The following is a 19,170-nucleotide window of genomic DNA, read 5'->3' as shown; positions in this document are numbered from 1 at the left end:
TTTTTCTAACAACCGAGGAGGTAATACAATGACACAAACAACCATTATTGGCTTCCCACGACTGGGTGCCCAGCGCGAATTGAAATTCGCAACTGAGAAATATTTCCGCAATAAAATAAGTGAGACTGAACTATTTCAAATCGGTCAAACGATTCGTCAAGACCATTGGCAGTTAGTCAAGGATGCCGGAATCGATTTGATTCCGAGTAATGATTTCTCTTTCTATGATCAAGTCTTAGATACTGCTTTTCTGTTTAATATTATTCCCGATCAAGTTAAAAATAGTTCTCTGTCTGATTTGGAAAAATACTTTGCTCTTGCGAGGGGCTATCAAGGCGATAAGGGCGATATTAAGGCGCTCCCTATGAAGAAATGGTTCCATACAAACTATCACTACTTAGTTCCAAAATTCGAGGAAGAAACAGTCATCCAACTTTCTACTACTAAAATTTTCGATGAGTTTTTAGAAGCGCAAGCTTTAGGTATTCAAACTCGTCCAGTCTTAATCGGACCCTTTACCTTGCTTCAATTAAGTGACTACGGCGGTCAAGCTCGTGCGGATGATTTTGTTGCTGACTTAGTGACTGCTTATCAAGCTGTCTTTCGTCAGTTAAAGGATATTGGTGCTGATTGGATTCAACTGGATGAGCCCGCCTTGGTTAAGGATATTAATCCTGAGGAGAAGGACTTGTTTGCACGTCTTTATCAACAACTGTTAGCTGATAAAGCTGATATAAAGGTGTTATTGCAGACTTATTTCGGAGATGTTCGTGATGTTTACGATGTAATTGTTCAACTACCACTTGAGGCGGTTGGCTTAGATTTTGTTGAAGGTGTGAAAAATGTTGATCTTGTGGCAAGTGGTTTTCCAGATGATAAAATCCTCCATGCAGGTGTGGTTAACGGTAAAAACATTTGGCGCAATCATTATGAGCAGACATTAGACAAGTTAAAACAACTCAATGTTAAGTCGTTTGTCTTGTCCACTTCCTCTTCATTGCTGCATGTTCCTATTAGCTTAGAGAATGAAGAGTTTCCTGAAAAAATTAAGAATCATTTTGCGTTTGCTAAAGAAAAACTAGCAGAGCTTGTTGAATTAAAGGAAATAGTGGATCATAATCGCACTGATTTATTAGATCAAAACACACAGTTATTTGCGGTCGAACGCTTTAGCCCTAATCGTAAACTTGCAGAAACAATTGGTAAACTTTCTGAGTCTGACTTTACACGACAGCCTACTTTTTACGAGCGCCTAGATTTGCAGAGTCAACTATACGGATTGCCACTTCTTCCAACAACCACAATCGGTTCTTTCCCTCAGACCAAGGAAGTGAAGCAAGTTCGGGCTCGCTTTAAGTCTGGCGAATTAACAGAAGTCGATTACGATAATTATCTTGCCGAGCGAACAAATGACTGGTTAAAGTGGCAAGAAGCTATTGGTTTAGATGTTTTGGTGCATGGTGAATTTGAGCGAAATGATATGGTGGAGTATTTTGGGCAAAATTTAGAGGGTTATTTATTTAGTAAGAATGGCTGGGTACAGTCTTATGGAACAAGGGGCGTTAAACCGCCTATTATTTGGGGCGATATTAGCCGATCAGCTCCTATTACGGTCAAATGGTCAAGCTATGCGCAATCGCAGACGACAAAACTAGTTAAAGGAATGTTAACCGGACCAGTAACTATTTTAAATTGGTCATTTCCGAGAGAAGACATTAGTATTCGTGAATCAACCTTGCAAATTGCCTTAGCCATTCAAGAAGAGGTCTTAGACTTGGAAGCAAGCGGTATTCGAATCATTCAGATCGACGAAGCTGCACTAAGGGAAAAACTTCCTTTACGAAAAAGTGACTGGTATTCTAACTATTTAGATTGGGCAATTCCTGCCTTCCGCCTTGTTCACAGTAAGGTGCAGCCCGAGACGCAAATCCACACTCATATGTGCTATAGCGAATTTAGTGATATTATTTCGTCTATCGAACAAATGGATGCCGATGTTATTTCTTTCGAATCATCACGGTCTAATTTGAGTCTTCTAGACGACCTACAAGCCCAGAAATTTAAAACACAAGTTGGGCCTGGTGTTTATGATATCCACTCTCCGCGCATCCCTTCTATTAAAGAAATAACTGAAACAATTCATGCTATTTTAGCTAAAGTACCGAAAGAAAAAGTATGGATAAATCCTGACTGTGGTTTAAAAACACGTGGTGAATTTGAAACTAAGGCCAGTTTAGAAAATATGATTGCAGCGGTTAAGCTTGTTCGAGAGGAGTTGTCATGAGTGTCAACTTCTCAATCAAACGTTTCTCTATCATTTGAAGTCTTTCCACCCAACAGCCATGTTGCGACAAAAAAATTATTCGGAACGCTTCAGGAATTGCAAGATTTACAACCTCATTTTATTAGTGTGACCTGCAGCAACCGTGAGTCTCGAATCGAAGAAACGACCGTTCGAATTGCAGACTATCTCCAAAACGACTTGCGAATTCCGTCAATCGCACATTTGCCTGCTAGCTATTTATCAAAGGAGCAAGTGACAGCTATTATTAGCAAAATCGAAAAAGCAGGTATTAAACGTGTGCTCGCACTAAGGGGCGATTATTTAGATGGCGTCGAAGCTAAAACTGATTTTGTCTATGCCAATGACTTGGTTCACTATATTAAAACACTCGCACCTAACCTTGAAATTTTTGGTGCCTGCTACCCTGAAGTACACCCCGATTCAGAAAATCGTGTCACTGATATTAAGCACCTTAAGAAAAAAGTTGATGCTGGTTGCAATCAATTAATTAGTCAGCTGTTCTTTGACAATAATATGTTTTATCAATTTAAAGAAGGGTGTGAGTTGGCTGAGATTAACGTCCCCATTTTAGCCGGCATCATGCCTATCGTCAATCGCCAACAAGCTTTGCGTTTAATTAAAGTGAGCGACTCCCATTTGCCTAAAAAGTTTTTGGCAATTCTTGAAAAATACGAGCATAATCCCATTGCCTTACGCGATGCAGGTCTTGCTTATGCGATTGATCAAATTGTTGACCTAGTGACACAGGGAGTCGCTGGTATCCATCTTTATACTATGAATCAAGCAGAAACAGCTCGCCATATTCATGGCGCTACAGAATCTTTATTTTTAAACAACTAAATAAGAAAAGCGGACAAGTCCGCCTTGGCCTATAAGAAAATCCTCCCAGTTTGGTAAGAACCAACTGGGAGGATTTTGTGCTACGAGGAAGTTCAGGTTTTATTTTGTTGCTGAAGTTCCTTCATTAGCGATAATCTTGTAGTTTTTCTATAAACTGTTCTAACTTCCCAACGCTAACACCGTCGTAGTCGCCTTCTTCGCTATAGCGATAGGAAACGGTCGTGCTGGCAGTCGTTGGATCGGTAAACCACCCCTTAAACGTAGAATGAACATCGCTGATGCCAGTTTTTTCGATAATCTCCACAACATTGGCGGCAGTGACACCAGCTCCAACGCAAAATGCGATTTGGTCACTGTAGTGCTTTTGTAAGTCGGCCAAAAGAGAAATCCCTTGATCAGCACTAGCTGCTTGGCCGTTTGTTAAAATGCGGTCGATGCCACAGTCGATCAAGTCTCTGACAGCTTGATGCGGATCCGCCGATCGGTCAAAGGCCCGATGGAAAATGGCCTCTACTCGATTGCGATGACATAAATCAACAAAACGCTTGGTTGTCGCTTTATCAACCGTCAGATCTTCGTTTAGGAAGCCAAAAACAAGGCCGCTTGCGCCGTGATCAATCATGAGCTCGGCATCGGTATACATGGTCTCTTTATCATAATCGCTATAGTGAAAGCCGCCCGCCCGTGGACGCACCATGGTGATAATAGGAATGGTGGTATGTTTTTTGGCCGCGATTAAACTGCCTAAAGATGGCGTCAAACCTCCCAGATGTAAGGCTTGATTTAGTTCGATGCGATCGGCACCCGCTCGTTCTGCCTTGATGCAGTCTTCTAAGCTCGCTGCACAGACTTCTACTTTTATCATTTGTTGTCCTCTCTTTCTAATCTTCGATATAAAAATAAAGGGATTCAATCAGATAGGTCTGGTCATATTTAATGGCTAATTTATGCAGTTGACGCTTAACAGTCGCCAGTTTAGCTTTTCCGGATTGGTAGTTGGTGCAATTTCTTATAAAGGTTGCTTGCTCACTTTTGGTAGCTTTGCCTTTAAAGTAGCCCCAAATATGGTGAGCGGTATTAATAGCAGCTCCAGAATCTGTTTCTTTTTCAAGTGCTGCTTCAATCATACGATAAAATTCAAGAACAGGATAGGCTGTTTTGTCTTTTAAGAGTTGACGAATAACTTGGTAGTCTCGGGGGGATTTTTCAAGCATAAAATACTTGTATCTGCCCCACTCTTTTTCTAAGAGGGAAATGGCTGGTTGATCGGTTGTTGCATTCTGGCATTTCAGGGATGATAAGTTTTTATCTTTAACCTCTAGCATGATATCAATGGTTTTGTCTTCCAATTTGTTATAGAATTCAAGAAAGTCTTCTATATAAATAGTATCTGTATGAGCACCCAAACGTTTGCCCGATGCTTGTTGAGAATAGTGAATTTTTTGGTTGCCATCTTCTGGCTTCCAGGTTTTTCGCGCTTCACTAATCCAATAGCCATCATCTTTGGTTGAATCAGCTGGATTAATGGCGTTATGTAAATTATCATAAACAACTGGTATGCCAATGCGATGAGCTAATCCTAAAACATCTTCGACATTAAAAAGGCGATCGTCATTTTCAATAATCAATCTATTTTTGACTGCTTGCGGAATGCCTTTAACGTTTTCTTCAAAGCGCTCTAAGGCTGTTACTTTGTCGCCGTATACACCACCAACATGCAAAATCAATTTATGGCTGTAGTCCACACCTAGTAAAGTTAGTATTTTTTCTTGATAAACCAAGTCATCCACAGCTCGGCTCACAACACCTTCATCTGGTGAGTTTAAAACGGTATATTGACCGGGATGGAAAGAAACGCGCATACCACTCTGTTTGATTTTTTGTCCGATTGTTATAAAGCGGTCGTGAAAGATCTGCTCCCAATCTAGTTGATTGACTGGACTTGATCCAAATGGAATCAGGCCTGAACTAATACGGTAAAGTTTAATCTTATTTTTGATATTATAATCAATCATGTTTTCAAATGATTGGAGGTTATAGTCAATTACTTCCATTAATCGTTCTGTTGTGGCATTTTTCTGAATGACACTACGAATCGTGGTGTCTGGTCTGCCAACTTGTAAACAAGCGTAACCGATACTCATGGTCGTCATCCTTTCTCATATATAAGAAAAGCGGACAAGTCCGCCTTGGGAGCTAGACATTGATGGCTGAACTTATAATCCCCTAGTATAGAACAAATGTCCTGCATCGCTCTATTCGCATGCAGGACATTTTTAGTTATATTAATCACGTTGTGTTAGGACGCCGTCTTTCATGACATAGACTTTGTCACAGTAATCAATCAAGCGCTCATCATGAGTAACCATAATCGTCGCTTTGTTTTTACTTTTTGTTTCTCTTGCTAAAATTTCCACAACTTCAAAGGCTTTTTCTGTATCTAAGCTAGCAGTTGGTTCGTCAGCAAGAATAACGGAAGGATCATGATAAAGTGCTCGTGCAATAGCAACACGTTGGCGTTCCCCACCAGACAAGTCACTTGGGTATTTGTTTCTTAGTTTGGTGATACCCAATTCTTCGAATAGCTTTTCCGCTTTGTCTTTTTCATATTTGGTTTTTTCGACTTTGTTAACGAGACGCATTTGGTTTTCAACGGTTAGGAAAGGCACCAAGTTTGACGCTTGTAGGATAAAACCAATTTCTTCAAAACGCATTTTACTACGTTCTTTAATGCCGACTTCGCTAAATTTTTGTTCGCGGATCAATACTTTTCCGTCTGTTGGTGTTTGTAGACCACCAATAATAGTTAGGAAAGTACTTTTTCCTGATCCACTTGGTCCAATAATCGCCACAAATTCACCGGATTTTACGGAGAAGTTCGTTTCTTTTAAAGCAAGTACTTCTTTATTACCATCATTAAATTTTTTCGTTACGCCTTGTAGTTCGATTAATTTCATTTTAATGTCCTCCTATCCGATTGCTTCCAATGGATCAATTTTCACAACTGTTCTTACTGAGAATAGTGCACCCATAATAGCGAAAAAGATCAGCATAGCTGTAATCGCTGCTAGGAATACGACATTCGTGCGGTAAGGAACGGATGCTGGCAATACAAGAGATGTTCCCACAGTCAATAATAGACCGGTTCCCACTCCGATTGCTGATAGAAGGAATGTTTGAGCAACAACAGATTTAGAAATGTAGAAGTTCGAAATCCCTTGTGCTTTCATCACACCAAACAAACTTGCTTTTTGAAGCGTTAAAACGTAAATAAAAATACCAATAACAACTGCTGCAATCACAATCAAGAACCCAATCATCAAGCCAAATGTTAGAACTTGCGCTGTATAACCTGGGATTTCATTGATGTAATCTTTGATAGAATAAACGCGTAAATTATCGTTATTTAGTTTAATATCGCTAAGGTCTTCTGTGTCACTTTTTGCGATGATAGCAGACACACGGCCTGTTTCAGATTCATCGATTTGTTCAAAACGAACTTCTTGGTAAGTGCCAACTGTTGTGTAAAGAACCGGCGCTACGTTGAATTTCGCATCTTCCGTAAAGCCAACGACTTCAATCGTTAACTCTGTCCCTGCTAATTCAAGGGTGTCACCAATTTCCACACCGTATTGCTCTTGCATACTGATGTCAGCTACCACTTGGTTGTCTTTCGTAAAAGTTTCGCCATCAATCACTTCTGGCATAATAAACTCATCAGAATTAATTCCAAAAAATGTTACAGTAATTTTTTCGTCATCAGACGTTGATCCTTCTTGACGAACAACGTTAGGTGTTTGACCTAAAATCGCAATTTCAGGTGCTTCCACATCATCCACAACGCTACGTGCCATCATTGACATGTTGATGTTCGAGTTAGATTCATCCGTTAAAATAATGGCATCTGCTCCCCATTTATCCACACTTGTGCGGTTTTCCTGTGCAAGGCCGTAAGCCAGTCCCACTAAGAAATACACCAAGTAAGATACAAGCACCATCACGCCAATAATTAATGCAAATCTGGTTTTTGAGTGTTTAATTTCATTCCATGCTAAGAACATTTTTCTATCTCCTATATTCAATTTTTATTTTTTATCTGTATATCATTCAGAAACATTACAACATGTTCCCTTTCCCCTCTCATTATATACAAGAAAAATCGAACGATAGTAGCTAGCTAAAATCATCAGCTAGCTGCTTCATTTTTCCCGGCCCATTTTGATACTTTATCCCTTTGTTGAGATAAGTTCAAACAATTGACACCATTATAATCTATTTTTTTCAAAAAACTAAATAAACAGCTCGTTTTTTTTTTAATAGTGCAGCAAAAGGCTCTGTGGGGTGGCTTTTTGCTGCACTGTTAACTATTTAGCTTGATTTGAGTGAATAGAAATGCTTTTTGGCGGTTCTATTCACTCATTTTGCTGGTTTGAGTGAATATAAATACATTTTGGACGTTCTATTCACTCATTTTGCTAGTTTGAGGAAGTTCAGAATGTTTTTATGTGCTGAAGTTCCTTGATTCGCCAGTAATCGCTGTGGCACCGTCTGATGCTAAGAATAGTGCAGTTGCTTCAATTTCAGATGGCTCAAGTAAACGACTTAACATTCCTTTTGAAATAATTTAAAAAAGTAACCCATATCGCTGATCACTCTGCCGACAATCCTGTCGATACAGCTATAAGAAAAGCGGACAAGTCCGCATTGGCCTATGAAAAAATAGGAAATTTGACCCTGAATTGTCAGGAGACTTCACGCTTCAGCGGGTTAGTCGAATGATATGCGTTAGCGAGCAGCGAAGCGCGCAATGGGGCAAATTTATCTTTTTTTCAGTAGGCCAGGACTTGGGAGCTAGACATTGATGGCTGAACTTATAATCCCCTAGTCTATAAAAAATGAGCTGTATCTTACATTTGGACACAAAAAAGCCGCTCTCACGAGCGGCTTTTTCTTATTTGATTAATTCTTCAATAGCAACGTATTCTTTTTCCAACGATTCTGCGACATCTTTATTGGTTATTTTACCTTGGAAGACGTTGTATCCAGTTAAAATAGTTGAATCAGCTTTAGCAGCTTCAACATGACCTTGGTTAGCAATTTTAACAGCATATGGCAAGGTAACGTTAGTCAAAGCAATGGTTGATGTGCGTGATACTGCACCTGGCATATTCGGAACAGCATAGTGTAAGACACCATGTTTCACGTAAATCGGATCATCATGAGATGTCACGTGATCTTCCGTAGCGAAAATACCACCTTGGTCAACTGCAATATCGACAATGACAGATCCGGGTTGCATGTCAGCTACCATTTCTTCTGAAACTAATGTTGGTGCTTTACGTCCTGGGATTAAAACAGCCCCCACAACAATATCGGCATCTTTAATGGCATTGGCGATGTTTACTTCGTTAGACATTAAGGTTACGACTTCACTTCCGTATAGGTCTTCGATTTCACTCAAGACTTCTGGTTTCACATCTAAAACGGTACAATGAGCGCCCATACCTAACGCGATTTGCAAGGCGTTACGTCCAGATACACCACCACCGATGATGACAACTTTTCCGTTTCTAACACCTGGTACGCCTCCAATAAGCACACCTTTACCGCCGTATTGGCTTTCTAAGAATTGTGCCCCGATTTGTACTGATAAACGACCAGCAATCACACTCATTGGGTTTAATAGTGGCAGGTCGCCAGCTTCTCCAATCATCGTTTCATAACCAATTGCGACAACCCCTGCTTCTTCTAGAGCCGTTGCTAAAGCAGGCTCATTCGCTAAGTGCAAGTAAGTGAAAAGAATTAAGTCTTTTCTAAAATATTTATATTCTGATTCTAAAGGTTCTTTTACTTTAATGATCATCTCTGCAGACCAAACTTTTTCTGCAGTTTCTTCAATGGTCGCACCAGCTTCGCGATATTGCTCATCAGTGAATCCGGAACCAACGCCTCCGTTAGTTTCCACCATAACTGTGTGGCCGTTTTGAACGAGCAATTCGACCCCAAGTGGTGTAATTCCTACACGATTCTCGTTGTTCTTAACTTCTTTCGGTATTCCGATTAGCATAAACTATATTCCTCCAATTTTTTGTTTTCAACTATCTACATACGCTTCTATTTAATGACATTGTGAAATTTCAACCAAAATATTTGTTCGCTTTATTTTGATACAAAAGATAGCTGAATGTGTCATTTCTCTCTAATACCTTAACACTTTTCTACACTTCATTCAAAACATCCGCATTAATTAATGGATGAAAAGATGATTAGAAAACGATTACTTTGTTATTATATCACGAAGTTAAAAAAATGAAACTTTTTTATAATTTTTGATTATTAGACAAAAAAATAGCCTTTTTTTGCTGCAATCGATAAGTGATTTCAGGGATATTTTTAATAGCAAAATCAGCAATTTGCTGGGCAGATACTGTTTGACCATCTTGATCGACAACTTGGACGCCGCCTTTTATTGGTTTCGTCCGCCAATGGGTAGCAAATTGAAATTCTTCTTTTTCAGCCCAAATATATGGCGTCGGCATAAATCCACTGGCAAAGATGATATAGAAGCCTTCTGCGGAATAAGGGTTTGGAATATGGGATTCAATCGCATTGACTAAATGGGTTACTTTTTTAATCAGTTGTTCGGTACGGTTGGCGACGTCATCGTTTTGGCTCATATCAGCAACAAGGCCTTCCCTTTTCAGTTGGCGGTAGCGCTGAATTGCATAGTGGGTAATTTGGACGCTCTCATTGATGATGGGCGGTGTCGCCAAATGAGCGGCTTCTGAATAGCTGACCACATGAAGTAGCGGTGGGCTTTGTTCATTGCTTGGCTCAATGTCATCAATAAGGGCAGACACTGCAGCGAGTTGAGCACGCGCTTGGTCTAGGTCAGGTGAAAAATAATCCAGTCCTGCTCGAGGTTGTAAGATGACTTTAAAATGGTCGTCTTCGAGCGGTTTGATTAAAGCTAGCATAGCTCTGGCTTTTGCTAAGTCTTGAATCCCCCAAGTGTAGCGGGGAGTATTTAACATGACTTGCAGGATAAAGGTTTTGATGCCCATTTTTTTTGCTAGTTTAGCAGCTAGATAAGCAGACAGGACATAGGTGGTATCATCCGCCCCTCTAAAGGCAAAATGGTGAGGCGTATTGGGTTCAAAGGGCTTGTCCGTTTTAGCGATATAGGCCATTGTTTCGATATGGTTCTTTAAATTTTGATAGACATCATTAGGACCCCTGCCGTCCATCTTATTAAACCACCATAATGACAGGGCGTGCCAAGCGATATTGAGGTGGTCTTCATATACTTGAGCCATTTCAACCGTTCGCTTTGTACCGGAATAGGTGCGCACTAACATGGGGCTAGCAGTTTCTCGAATCTGTTCGAATTCTTCTTTACTATTAACTGGTACGCCGCCCCCATTAGGTTGGTCGCCCCACTCTTCACCAAAATTGGACTGAGATAATTGGGAACTTCCAATAGATAAAATGTCTAAATAGCGAGTATCGGACAGGTGTTGGCACCAATTGAGGAAGTCTTTGACATTTTCCTGGCGGCTTAAGTTGGAGGAATAAGGACCAACATGGGCGCGCATCAATGGCGGAAAGTTGTCAGTTAAGGTTGCTTCTAAGCGTTTTACAAGGGTGTCCTTTGTTGTTCCAAAATCGGTATACGTTTTTCGTTTAATAGGCTTAAAGTCTAAGTAGGCTTTTTCGCGGATTATAGATTGGCCAAATGTTAATAACTGCTCATCGTACTTGCTGCCTTCTTTCATGTCAGCTGGAATTCTATCTTTAGGTACACCGTATTTTTCTAACGTTTCTTGGGGTGTTTCACTCCCTTGAAAGGTCAGGACATAGCCATTTGATACTTTCTCCACCAGTCGGCAAGCACCAGGTAACCCTCCAAAAGAAACGCCATTAATAGGTCCGCCTTGTTGGGATAACATATTGTGGGACCGCAAACTGTAGAGCACATGACCTACCATGTCAGCCGCTTCTTGCTCGTCCAAGCGGTAACTCAATCCAATATAGCTAATCTGGTTTTCTTTTAGCCAACGGATTAATTTTTCTTGGTTAGTGGCATAACGGATGTCGTTAATGATGCGAGACAGTTCTGTGTCACCGGTTAAAACTTCGTAGCCACAATCTCTTAATAGCTCGGCCGCTGCATTGACGCCTAGTGTGTGAGCATCCAGTGCCGGTTTCAAAAGGGCAAATTTTTCTTGGTCTTTAATGGTCATTTGGCACCCTCCTCATTTAAGATATGGTGAAGGGACAGTTGGTTGTTATCAATAACATCCCTTAAATTACGGCCTTCTTTGCGAAAATCAATATCTAGTAAGGCAGAAGCTAGGTCAATAATTAAGCCAATGTGTGTCATCGCCAATCCCAATTCCTTGCCCACTGCTTCTAGTGGCACTAAACCCGTTGGAATATCTTCCGTCACATAGCGATGGTGTAAATTTTTTGGACCGAGAATAGTTTGGTAGGCATCATTATTTTGAATGACATCATAAAAGCAATCCCCTTCAATCGCATAGGTCCGCTTCATCCATTCCATAGCTGATTCAATCGGATGGCCAAGTAAGCGCGCAACATCTTGCCTTTCCTTGTCCATCTTCTCGATAAATTTTGCAATGGTCGGGCTAATGCCTTCTCGGTAATAGCAAAAGTCGTGTTGATCACTTTCTACCCAGCCCGTATTTAGTAAAATGGGTGCGCAATGCATAATCATTCCCACGTTACCGATAGATGTTTCAATGATGGATTGGGCTGGTACAAACTTATCGCGCAAACACCTCGGTAAAGCCTGAACCAATTCCTGATTGCCGGCACCTTCTATGGTCGAAATCAAGACGTCTTGCTTTAAGGCATAAATCTCGACATCGGTATCAGACGTTTTGCGGCAAGTATAAAGAATGGTTTGGGTTTCGGCGATCAGTGGACTAATGGTTGAATTGTTTTGTTTAAGTTCATGGTGAAATTCAAGGGCACCAAATGTTCGGCCTGGATTTAAGATAATGGTCGTATTTATTTTTAAGGTGTGGGCAAATTGCTTGGCTAGTGTTGCGTGTGAAAAAGCCGGTGTTGTCACAAAGACCATTTCCGGATTTTCGAGTACTACCGCCAAGTCATCTGTCACGCAGTGAATTTTGGCATTTCCGTTGATTATCCCTGAACAATGGATGATTGGATTTTCAATCAGTGCCTCAATGTGGTCACGAGTCCGATTCCACAAGGTGACATCATTGCCTTCTAGAGTTAAGTGGGCAGCCATGGCTAAACCAGAATTACCTGCACCAATAATAGTTACCTTCATGACATTACCTCCTTTTTTTGATAACGCTTACATTCGTTAACTTATTTATAGCATACACGACTTCCTTCTGTCTAGTTGGTGTGATTAGTGAACCATTTTTTCTGCACCTATGCGATACAGCCGGCGAAAAAGAGCTGTTAGGAATAGCATTTGCTTCCTAACAGCTCTACTGTAATGATTTAACGCTCGACTTCTAAGACATCGCCTGTTTCGGCATGAATAGTAACATCGCGGTCGTCACTACCTTTAAATTCAACTTCATATTCGGCTTGCATACGATCATCATCGAAGCTTAAATTCCAACCTTCTAAGGTCGCATCTGCTTCAACTTCTTGCCTAGCAATCGAAACTGCTTCGTCTGGCGTGATTAAACCATCCAATGTTAAAACATCGCGGTCGTCATCATCTAAACGATCATCTTCCACTTTTTCAACGTTTGACGTTGTGGCATTAATCTCGACTTCGTATTCACGGTCCTCAAAAATACCCGTGATTTGGTAAGTCCATTCTCCCCAGTCCTCATCAAAATCAACTTCCTTGATTTGAGCATCTGGGTATTCTTGCCAAAACACATCCAAAGCTTGGTCCATGCTAATCACATCAGCCATCGCCTGATCTGTTGTTGAACTCTCCACAACACTTGAATTATTTTCAGTCGCTGGATCACTTACCGGTGTTTCACCCGGAGATGGTTCATTGCTACAAGCAGCGAGTGCTAAGGCTGAAAATGCAGTAAACGTTACTGTTCTCCATACTTTCATCTTATCTACCATCCTTTCTTAACTTAATGGTAACCAAAATGACGCCTCAACTCAACTAATACCCCTCCGATAATCAGCCAGCAACTGATCGAAAAAGTAAACCGTTTGGGCGGCCTGATGGGTGTCTGCTGGACAATCTCCACCGCTTAATAAGTGGTCAACGATCATCTGAATATAGGGCAATCCCACATGATCGGGCGCTTCAAACTGATAATTTTCATCATTAACTCTTAAGTCATTAACCCCTGTTCCAGAAAAACCCATGGTCCCTTTTGTGCCTTGAATATCGACTTGATCGACATACTCGCTGGCTGCATAAGACCAAGTCGCCGTCCCAAAGACCTGAGACTTAAATTTAAAGCTAACGACAATGGTATCTTCTACTTCATAAGCATCAGCCCGGTTTGCGGCAAACCCATTAACGGCTTCGATATCCCCAAACAACCACATTAAATAGTCGATGACATGAATTTGACTGTCCAAGGCTTTACCGCCACCAGCTTCTTTCTTGTAGCGCCAAGGTAAGTCATTCGCTGTTTTGAGTTCTGGATCTAATGGAGAATAATGGCGAATGGTCACTGTCAAAACCTCACCAATAGCACCGTCTTCTAAAAGCTGTTTAATCGTTTGAAACTTCTCCAAGCCACGACGGTAGAAATTGACATAGAGGGGTAACTCGACTTGTTTAGCTTTTTTAATAATGTTTTGACACGCTACAAAATCACTGGCCATGGGTTTCTCGATAAGCGGAATTTTGCCAGCTTCTAGTACCTTCATGGCATAATCAAAATGGCTATCAGGTGGTGTGGCAATATAAACAGCTTGAACACTTGAATCATCCAGTAACTGTTCGATGGTATCATAGACGATGCCGTGCTGGTGCCGTCTAACCCAATCTTCTGCTCGTTCTTTGGTTCGGCTGTAAACCCCTACTAGCCGTGACCCTTGCGCCGAGTATAAAGCTGGTCCAGTCTTTTTCTCGGTGACATCGCCACAACCGATCATGGCCCACTTGATTTCTTTCATGGTGTCGCCCTCCTTTTTTTCTATTATATCATTTTCTTTGTGGGTGTAAGCTAGGTGAAAATTTGGTATACTTTGGAAAAGGATAGTAGAAAGAAGGTTCAACATGGCACAAGCATTGATTGTCTTTGCGAGTTTAACAGGAAATACGGAAGAGATTGCCGATATTACATCGGAATTATTTGAAGAAGCGGGTGTGGATGTGGACGTGGTTGAGTGCGTTCAAGCTGATCCAGCTGATTTTGAAGATTATGACTACTGCGTTGTCGCAAGCTACACGTATGGTGTGGACGGCGATTTACCGGATGAAATTGTTGATTTTTATGAGGAATTAGAAGAATTTGATTTAACTGGAAAAATTTACGGCGTTGTTGGCTCTGGTGATACATTCTACGAGCAATTTTGTACGGCGGTTGATGATTTTGAGCAACAGTTTGAAAAAACTGGTGCTACAAAAGGTGCAGCTGGTGTGAAAGTGGACTTGAACGCTGAAGAAGAAGATGTGGAAAACTTGAAAGCTTTTGTTAAAGCTATGGTTGAAACTTACGAATCAACGCTCGGCAATTAATTAAAGGTGGTGAAGCGGATGGTCTTGTTGGAAGATGGAGGTATGGCTGTGGATTTGGGAATGGAGTATGAAACGCTGTTGTTACAGCTAGGCGCCCTTTCTCGGAAGTTAGCGTTGACGAAAGAGACGCACGATGAACAACAATCGGCTTTGGATGGTGCTATTAGTCAACTAGAAAAAAAGACAGCTACGCTAGAAAAAATGGAAAAGGAGTCCTTTTCTAATTCTGTCATGAAAATTCTCGGTACTTACGAACAGCGCTACCACCGTGAATCGGAAGAAAAAATCAGTGCCAAACTTGAATTTGATAAGGCCTATGTTTTGAAGATTAATGCTCACCGCTATCTTGGCGATTTAGAGGAAGATATTTTGGAGAAAAAGAACCGTTTGCGCGATGTGAAGGAACAACTCCTACGCCGCAATCCTGAGCTCTTAAATATCGTGTCCGAACGTGAGCAAAAAATGATTCAACTGCAACACGACTATACGCAAACCGTTGAAGCTGAAGAAGCTGCCAATCAATTGTTGGATGCCATTAGTGATATTTTAACAACGGTTGATTCCTCCGATGCCATTAATAATTGGGAAATGATTACGGAAATTGATATTTTGTTATCAGTCGTTGACCGCCATCAATTAGATGTGGCTGAAGCGATGATTATTGATTTGGAACGAAAGGTTCATTCCTTAGTTCGCGAGTTAAAGGACTTGGATTATATTTATGATAGCCAATACCAAACACTAACCGAATGTCGGCCGGTTATTAATGACTTTTTCAGTGGCTTATTTTCGGAATGGTCAACGAAACATATTATTGAAAAAAACTTGGAATTATTAGCTTCTCTTCAAAAAAATGTTCAGCATATTTTGAGCATTTTACTAGAACGCAAACATGAATTAGAGCATGATTTCCTGTCTTTTTCTAAGGCTGAATAGCTATATTTTGCGTTGGCGCTATGCTATAATTACTATGGTTCACTTCGGTGCAACCACATAATTAAATCCCCCCAAAGATTTAATTATTTCCTCTGGCCTTGGCTGGGGGATTTTTTATTTTTAATCCTTTTTTATTGTGATATGATAGTAGGATAGAAAACTTAATATAAAGGAGCGTTTTTTAGACATGGTCTTACCAAATTTCGAAGAAAACTTGCAAAAATATGCAAAGTTGTTGGTTTCTAAGGGAATCAACGTTCAAAAAGGTCACACTGTGATTATCAACATTGATGTTGAACAAGCACAATTTGCCCGTCTGTTAGTTAAAGAAGCTTATGCTTTAGGTGCTGAGGAAGTTATTGTGAAGTGGGCTGACGACGTGATTACGCGTGAAACTTACTTACACACACCAGAGGAGCGTTTAACAAACATTCCACAATACAAAATTGATGAGTCTCACGACATGCTAGATCGTAAAGCGAGCCGTTTATCTGTTCGTTCTGCTGATCCTGATGCATTAAATGGCGTAGATAGCAAAAAATTGGGCGCTGTTATGACAGCAAACAGTAAAGCGTTGATGGCGCAACGTATTGCTACTCAAGCAAACAAAGTATCTTGGACAGTTGCGGCTGCTTCAGGTGCTGCATGGGCTGCTAAAGTATTCCCAGAATTAGAAACAGAAGAAGAACAAGTTGACGCACTATGGAATGAAATTTTCAAAACGTGTCGCGTTTTCGAAGCTGATCCAGTATTGGCTTGGGACGAGCACGAAACTCGCCTACGTTCAAAAGCTGACGTTTTAAATGCTGAGCAATTCGATGCATTGCATTATACAACACCTGAAGGTACTGACTTAACAGTTGGTATGCCAGAAAACCATATCTGGGATTCTGCTGGCGCAATCAATGCGCAAGGTGAAGAATTCGTTGCTAACATGCCAACTGAAGAAGTTTTCTCTGCTCCAGATGGCCGTCGTATTGACGGTATTGTGAAATCAACAAAACCATTAAGCTACAGCGGAAACATTATTGAAGGTATGACATTTACATTTAAAGATGGCGCTGTTGTTGAAGTTTCAGCTGAAAAAGGTGAAGAAGTCTTGAAACACCTTGTAGAAGACAATGAAGGTGCTCGTTCACTAGGTGAAGTTGCCCTTGTTCCTCACAAGTCACCAATTTCGCAATCAGGTTTAGTATTCTTCAATACTTTATTTGATGAAAATGCTTCTAACCACTTGGCACTAGGTTCAGCTTACGCATTCTCTATTGAAGGCGGAACTGAGATGTCACAAGAAGAATTAGCTGAACGCGGTTTGAACCGTTCAAACGTTCACGTTGACTTCATGATTGGTTCTGAAACAACAAATATTGACGGTATCCGTAAAGACGGTAGCCGTATGCCGATCTTCCGTAACGGAGACTGGGCATTCTAATAAAAAATGATCCTCATGGCCTCTTTTGGCTGTGAGGATTTTTTGTATAAAGAGGTTCAAAGCTGGTTTGGTGGCTGAACCTCTGGATTTTCTATAAATTAAGAGGTTCAAAGCTTGTTTGACGGCTGAACCTCTGGATTTGCTTTAAATTAAGAGGTTCAAAGCTGGTTTGGCGGCTGAACCTCTGGATTTCTTCTAGATTAAGAGGTTCAAAGCTTGTTTGACGACTGAACCTCTGGATTCTTTCTAAATTAAGAGGTTCAAAGCTGATTTAGCGACTGAACCTCTGGATTTTCGCCAAATTAAGAGCTTCAAGCTCGATTTAGTGGCTGAACCTCTGGATTTTCTATAAATTAAGAGGTTCAAAGCTTGTTTGGCGGCTGAACCTCTGGATTTTCGCCAAATTAAGAGGTTCAAAGCTGATTTAGCCACTGAACCTCTTAATAATAAGCCCTGTACGTTCATTTAACTTACTGAATCTCTTAATCTTATCTTTATTTTTATTTGAAGTCTGAATGCTGTATAATAAGGCTTAGATAGGTAGAAAGATGGGTGAACGAACTTGGAGAAAAATGCAGCTAAAAGAGGATTTCAAAACATGAAACCTGACCCTGAAAATGAATCACCACGTCGTAGTTGGATGATTATTTTTTTGGGTATCGTTCTTATTTTTGGTATTACGTTTATCTTTCAACAGCTGAATGATCCGCCCGTTGAATCAATCGATCCGTATAGCTTCGATCAATTGAAGGATCAAGTTCAAACGATGCATCAAGAACTAAACGAATTGAAAGATGAAAACGAGACCTTAAAAGATCGTATAACGGAACTCGAATCTAACATCGACTAGCCCAAAAGGAATCAGCTAGGCAGCCGATTCCTTATTTTTTTATTATATCTTGGTCCTGTAGCTCAGTGGATAGAGCACTCGTTTCCTAAACGAGGTGTCGGAAGTTCAATTCTTCTCAGGACTGTAATATTATTTTCACAAGTGATATTGTTTGACCTTATTTTCTACCCAATGTATTATTTATTATTAATACTACATAGAAAGGTCGTGAATGGATGCTTCAAATAGAATCATTTGAGAATGTCATGCAAATTACGATTGAAAAAGAAAATAATTTATTTTTAGTAAAAGAAGATGATGGAATCATCTTAATTGATACAACTGTTGAGTCTGAAGAAATTAGTGAGGTTATTGAATTGATTCAATCTTCTGGCCTCCCTTTAAAAGCAATTGCAATTACGCATAGCCACGATGACCATTTAGATGGCATGCCGGCATTCCAAGAAGCATTCCCAGACACACCCATTTATTTTCCAGAACGTGAGTATCAGCTTGTCCTAAAGAAAGAGCTACTCCCTTCTGACAAGCAAGTTCCTTTAAAAGAAGGCATTCCGGACTCGTTGACTTTTAAACCTGCCGGCCTACTTAAAGAAGGCGATAAAGTTGGCGAATTAGACGTTCTCTTTACGCCCGGTCATACGCCAGGCCATATTTGTTTCTTCCACCCTACTTTACGTTATTTACTTGTTGGTGATGTTTTGCAAACATTAGGTGGCGCAGCTATTTGTGGTGTTCACCGTGATGCCTTCCCAAAACCAGCTCGTTTGAATTGGGATTTAGCTCAAAGTATTGAAGTCGTTGAACGTTTCTTAACCTTAAATCCAACTTATGTAGGAACAGGACATGGGATTGTCATGCAAGACCCAATGGATGTTCTTCCTCAAACCATTGCAGAAGCACAAAATTTACTTAAATAATAACAGCAAGGGACTGGAAAATAACTCCAGTCCCTTTTTTATATACGAATAATTGTTGAGCAAACGTGCTCAAAAAGGCAGCCCCGACATGCGTTTCCCGAATAATACTCGGATGGTCTACGACCACCCTGCGTTTTTTCGGTCCAACGTTTCGGGGCTAAACGCCTTTTTTCCCACTCTCTTTACTCTACCTCTAGTATCTAACAATTACTTGAT

The 19,170-nt window shown here is 40.6% G+C and carries 16 protein-coding genes and 1 tRNA gene; 8 read left to right on the top strand and 9 right to left on the bottom strand.

Annotated elements, in window-relative coordinates:
- Positions 1-28 precede the first annotated feature (28 nt).
- On the top strand, positions 29-2,284 hold the full coding sequence (gene metE, locus G7057_RS07990) for a 5-methyltetrahydropteroyltriglutamate--homocysteine S-methyltransferase (protein ID WP_166162620.1): 2,256 nt from the start codon (positions 29-31) through the stop codon (positions 2,282-2,284).
- Positions 2,285-3,145, top strand: coding sequence for a methylenetetrahydrofolate reductase [NAD(P)H] (gene metF, locus G7057_RS07985; RefSeq protein WP_166162618.1), 861 nt, complete (start codon positions 2,285-2,287; stop codon positions 3,143-3,145).
- A gap of 124 nt (positions 3,146-3,269) precedes the next feature.
- Here the strand turns inward: metF and G7057_RS07980 are convergent, their stop codons facing one another.
- The 9 genes from G7057_RS07980 to G7057_RS07940 all read right to left on the bottom strand — a co-directional run bounded on the left by G7057_RS07980 (position 3,270) and on the right by G7057_RS07940 (position 14,254).
- Entirely contained in the window at positions 3,270-4,010 is a 741-nt protein-coding gene (locus G7057_RS07980; RefSeq protein ID WP_227004581.1) for a copper homeostasis protein CutC, read from the bottom strand.
- A 16-nt stretch (positions 4,011-4,026) separates the two neighbouring features.
- Positions 4,027-5,289, bottom strand: a complete 1,263-nt coding sequence (uvsE, locus tag G7057_RS07975; RefSeq protein WP_166162616.1) for a UV DNA damage repair endonuclease UvsE — start codon at positions 5,287-5,289, stop codon at positions 4,027-4,029.
- Positions 5,290-5,430: 141 nt separating this feature from the next.
- Entirely contained in the window at positions 5,431-6,102 is a 672-nt protein-coding gene (locus G7057_RS07970; protein WP_076767077.1) for an ABC transporter ATP-binding protein, read from the bottom strand.
- A 12-nt stretch (positions 6,103-6,114) separates the two neighbouring features.
- Positions 6,115-7,206: an ABC transporter permease gene (locus tag G7057_RS07965; protein ID WP_076767079.1), complete on the bottom strand. Its 1,092-nt coding sequence runs from the start codon at positions 7,204-7,206 to the stop codon at positions 6,115-6,117.
- An 890-nt stretch (positions 7,207-8,096) separates the two neighbouring features.
- On the bottom strand, positions 8,097-9,212 hold the full coding sequence (ald, locus tag G7057_RS07960; protein ID WP_166162614.1) for an alanine dehydrogenase: 1,116 nt from the start codon (positions 9,210-9,212) through the stop codon (positions 8,097-8,099).
- Positions 9,213-9,465: 253 nt separating this feature from the next.
- A complete protein-coding gene (locus G7057_RS07955) occupies positions 9,466-11,388 on the bottom strand; it encodes a cobalamin B12-binding domain-containing protein (protein WP_166162612.1) in 1,923 nt (640 codons plus the stop codon).
- A complete protein-coding gene (locus G7057_RS07950; RefSeq protein WP_166162610.1) occupies positions 11,385-12,467 on the bottom strand; it encodes an NAD/NADP-dependent octopine/nopaline dehydrogenase family protein in 1,083 nt (360 codons plus the stop codon). The genes G7057_RS07955 and G7057_RS07950 overlap by 4 nt, the downstream gene beginning before the upstream one ends.
- A gap of 179 nt (positions 12,468-12,646) precedes the next feature.
- Positions 12,647-13,228: a PepSY domain-containing protein gene (locus tag G7057_RS07945; RefSeq protein ID WP_166162608.1), complete on the bottom strand. Its 582-nt coding sequence runs from the start codon at positions 13,226-13,228 to the stop codon at positions 12,647-12,649.
- Positions 13,229-13,279: 51 nt separating this feature from the next.
- Entirely contained in the window at positions 13,280-14,254 is a 975-nt protein-coding gene (locus G7057_RS07940; RefSeq protein WP_166162606.1) for a Gfo/Idh/MocA family protein, read from the bottom strand.
- Between the two features lie 103 nt (positions 14,255-14,357).
- Here G7057_RS07940 and G7057_RS07935 point away from each other — a divergent pair, with 103 nt between their 5' ends.
- From G7057_RS07935 to G7057_RS07910, 6 genes are all read left to right on the top strand, one after another.
- Complete coding sequence (locus G7057_RS07935) at positions 14,358-14,819, top strand: flavodoxin (RefSeq protein ID WP_076767088.1); 462 nt, start codon at positions 14,358-14,360, stop codon at positions 14,817-14,819.
- Between the two features lie 18 nt (positions 14,820-14,837).
- Positions 14,838-15,755, top strand: a complete 918-nt coding sequence (locus tag G7057_RS07930; protein WP_166162604.1) for a hypothetical protein — start codon at positions 14,838-14,840, stop codon at positions 15,753-15,755.
- 187 nt (positions 15,756-15,942) lie between these two features.
- Positions 15,943-17,187: an aminopeptidase gene (locus tag G7057_RS07925; protein WP_166162602.1), complete on the top strand. Its 1,245-nt coding sequence runs from the start codon at positions 15,943-15,945 to the stop codon at positions 17,185-17,187.
- A gap of 562 nt (positions 17,188-17,749) precedes the next feature.
- Positions 17,750-18,037, top strand: a complete 288-nt coding sequence (locus G7057_RS07920; RefSeq protein ID WP_166162601.1) for a hypothetical protein — start codon at positions 17,750-17,752, stop codon at positions 18,035-18,037.
- 51 nt (positions 18,038-18,088) lie between these two features.
- A tRNA-Arg gene (locus G7057_RS07915) sits at positions 18,089-18,161 on the top strand.
- Positions 18,162-18,252: 91 nt separating this feature from the next.
- Positions 18,253-18,954 (top strand): MBL fold metallo-hydrolase, encoded by a 702-nt coding sequence (locus G7057_RS07910; RefSeq protein WP_166162599.1) that lies wholly within the window; start codon positions 18,253-18,255, stop codon positions 18,952-18,954.
- The last annotated feature ends 216 nt before the right edge of the window (positions 18,955-19,170 follow it).

The organism is Jeotgalibaca arthritidis (assembly GCF_011100465.1).
Classification (GTDB): domain Bacteria; phylum Bacillota; class Bacilli; order Lactobacillales; family Aerococcaceae; genus Jeotgalibaca; species Jeotgalibaca arthritidis.
This window is presented reverse-complemented; position numbering and strand designations above follow the sequence as displayed.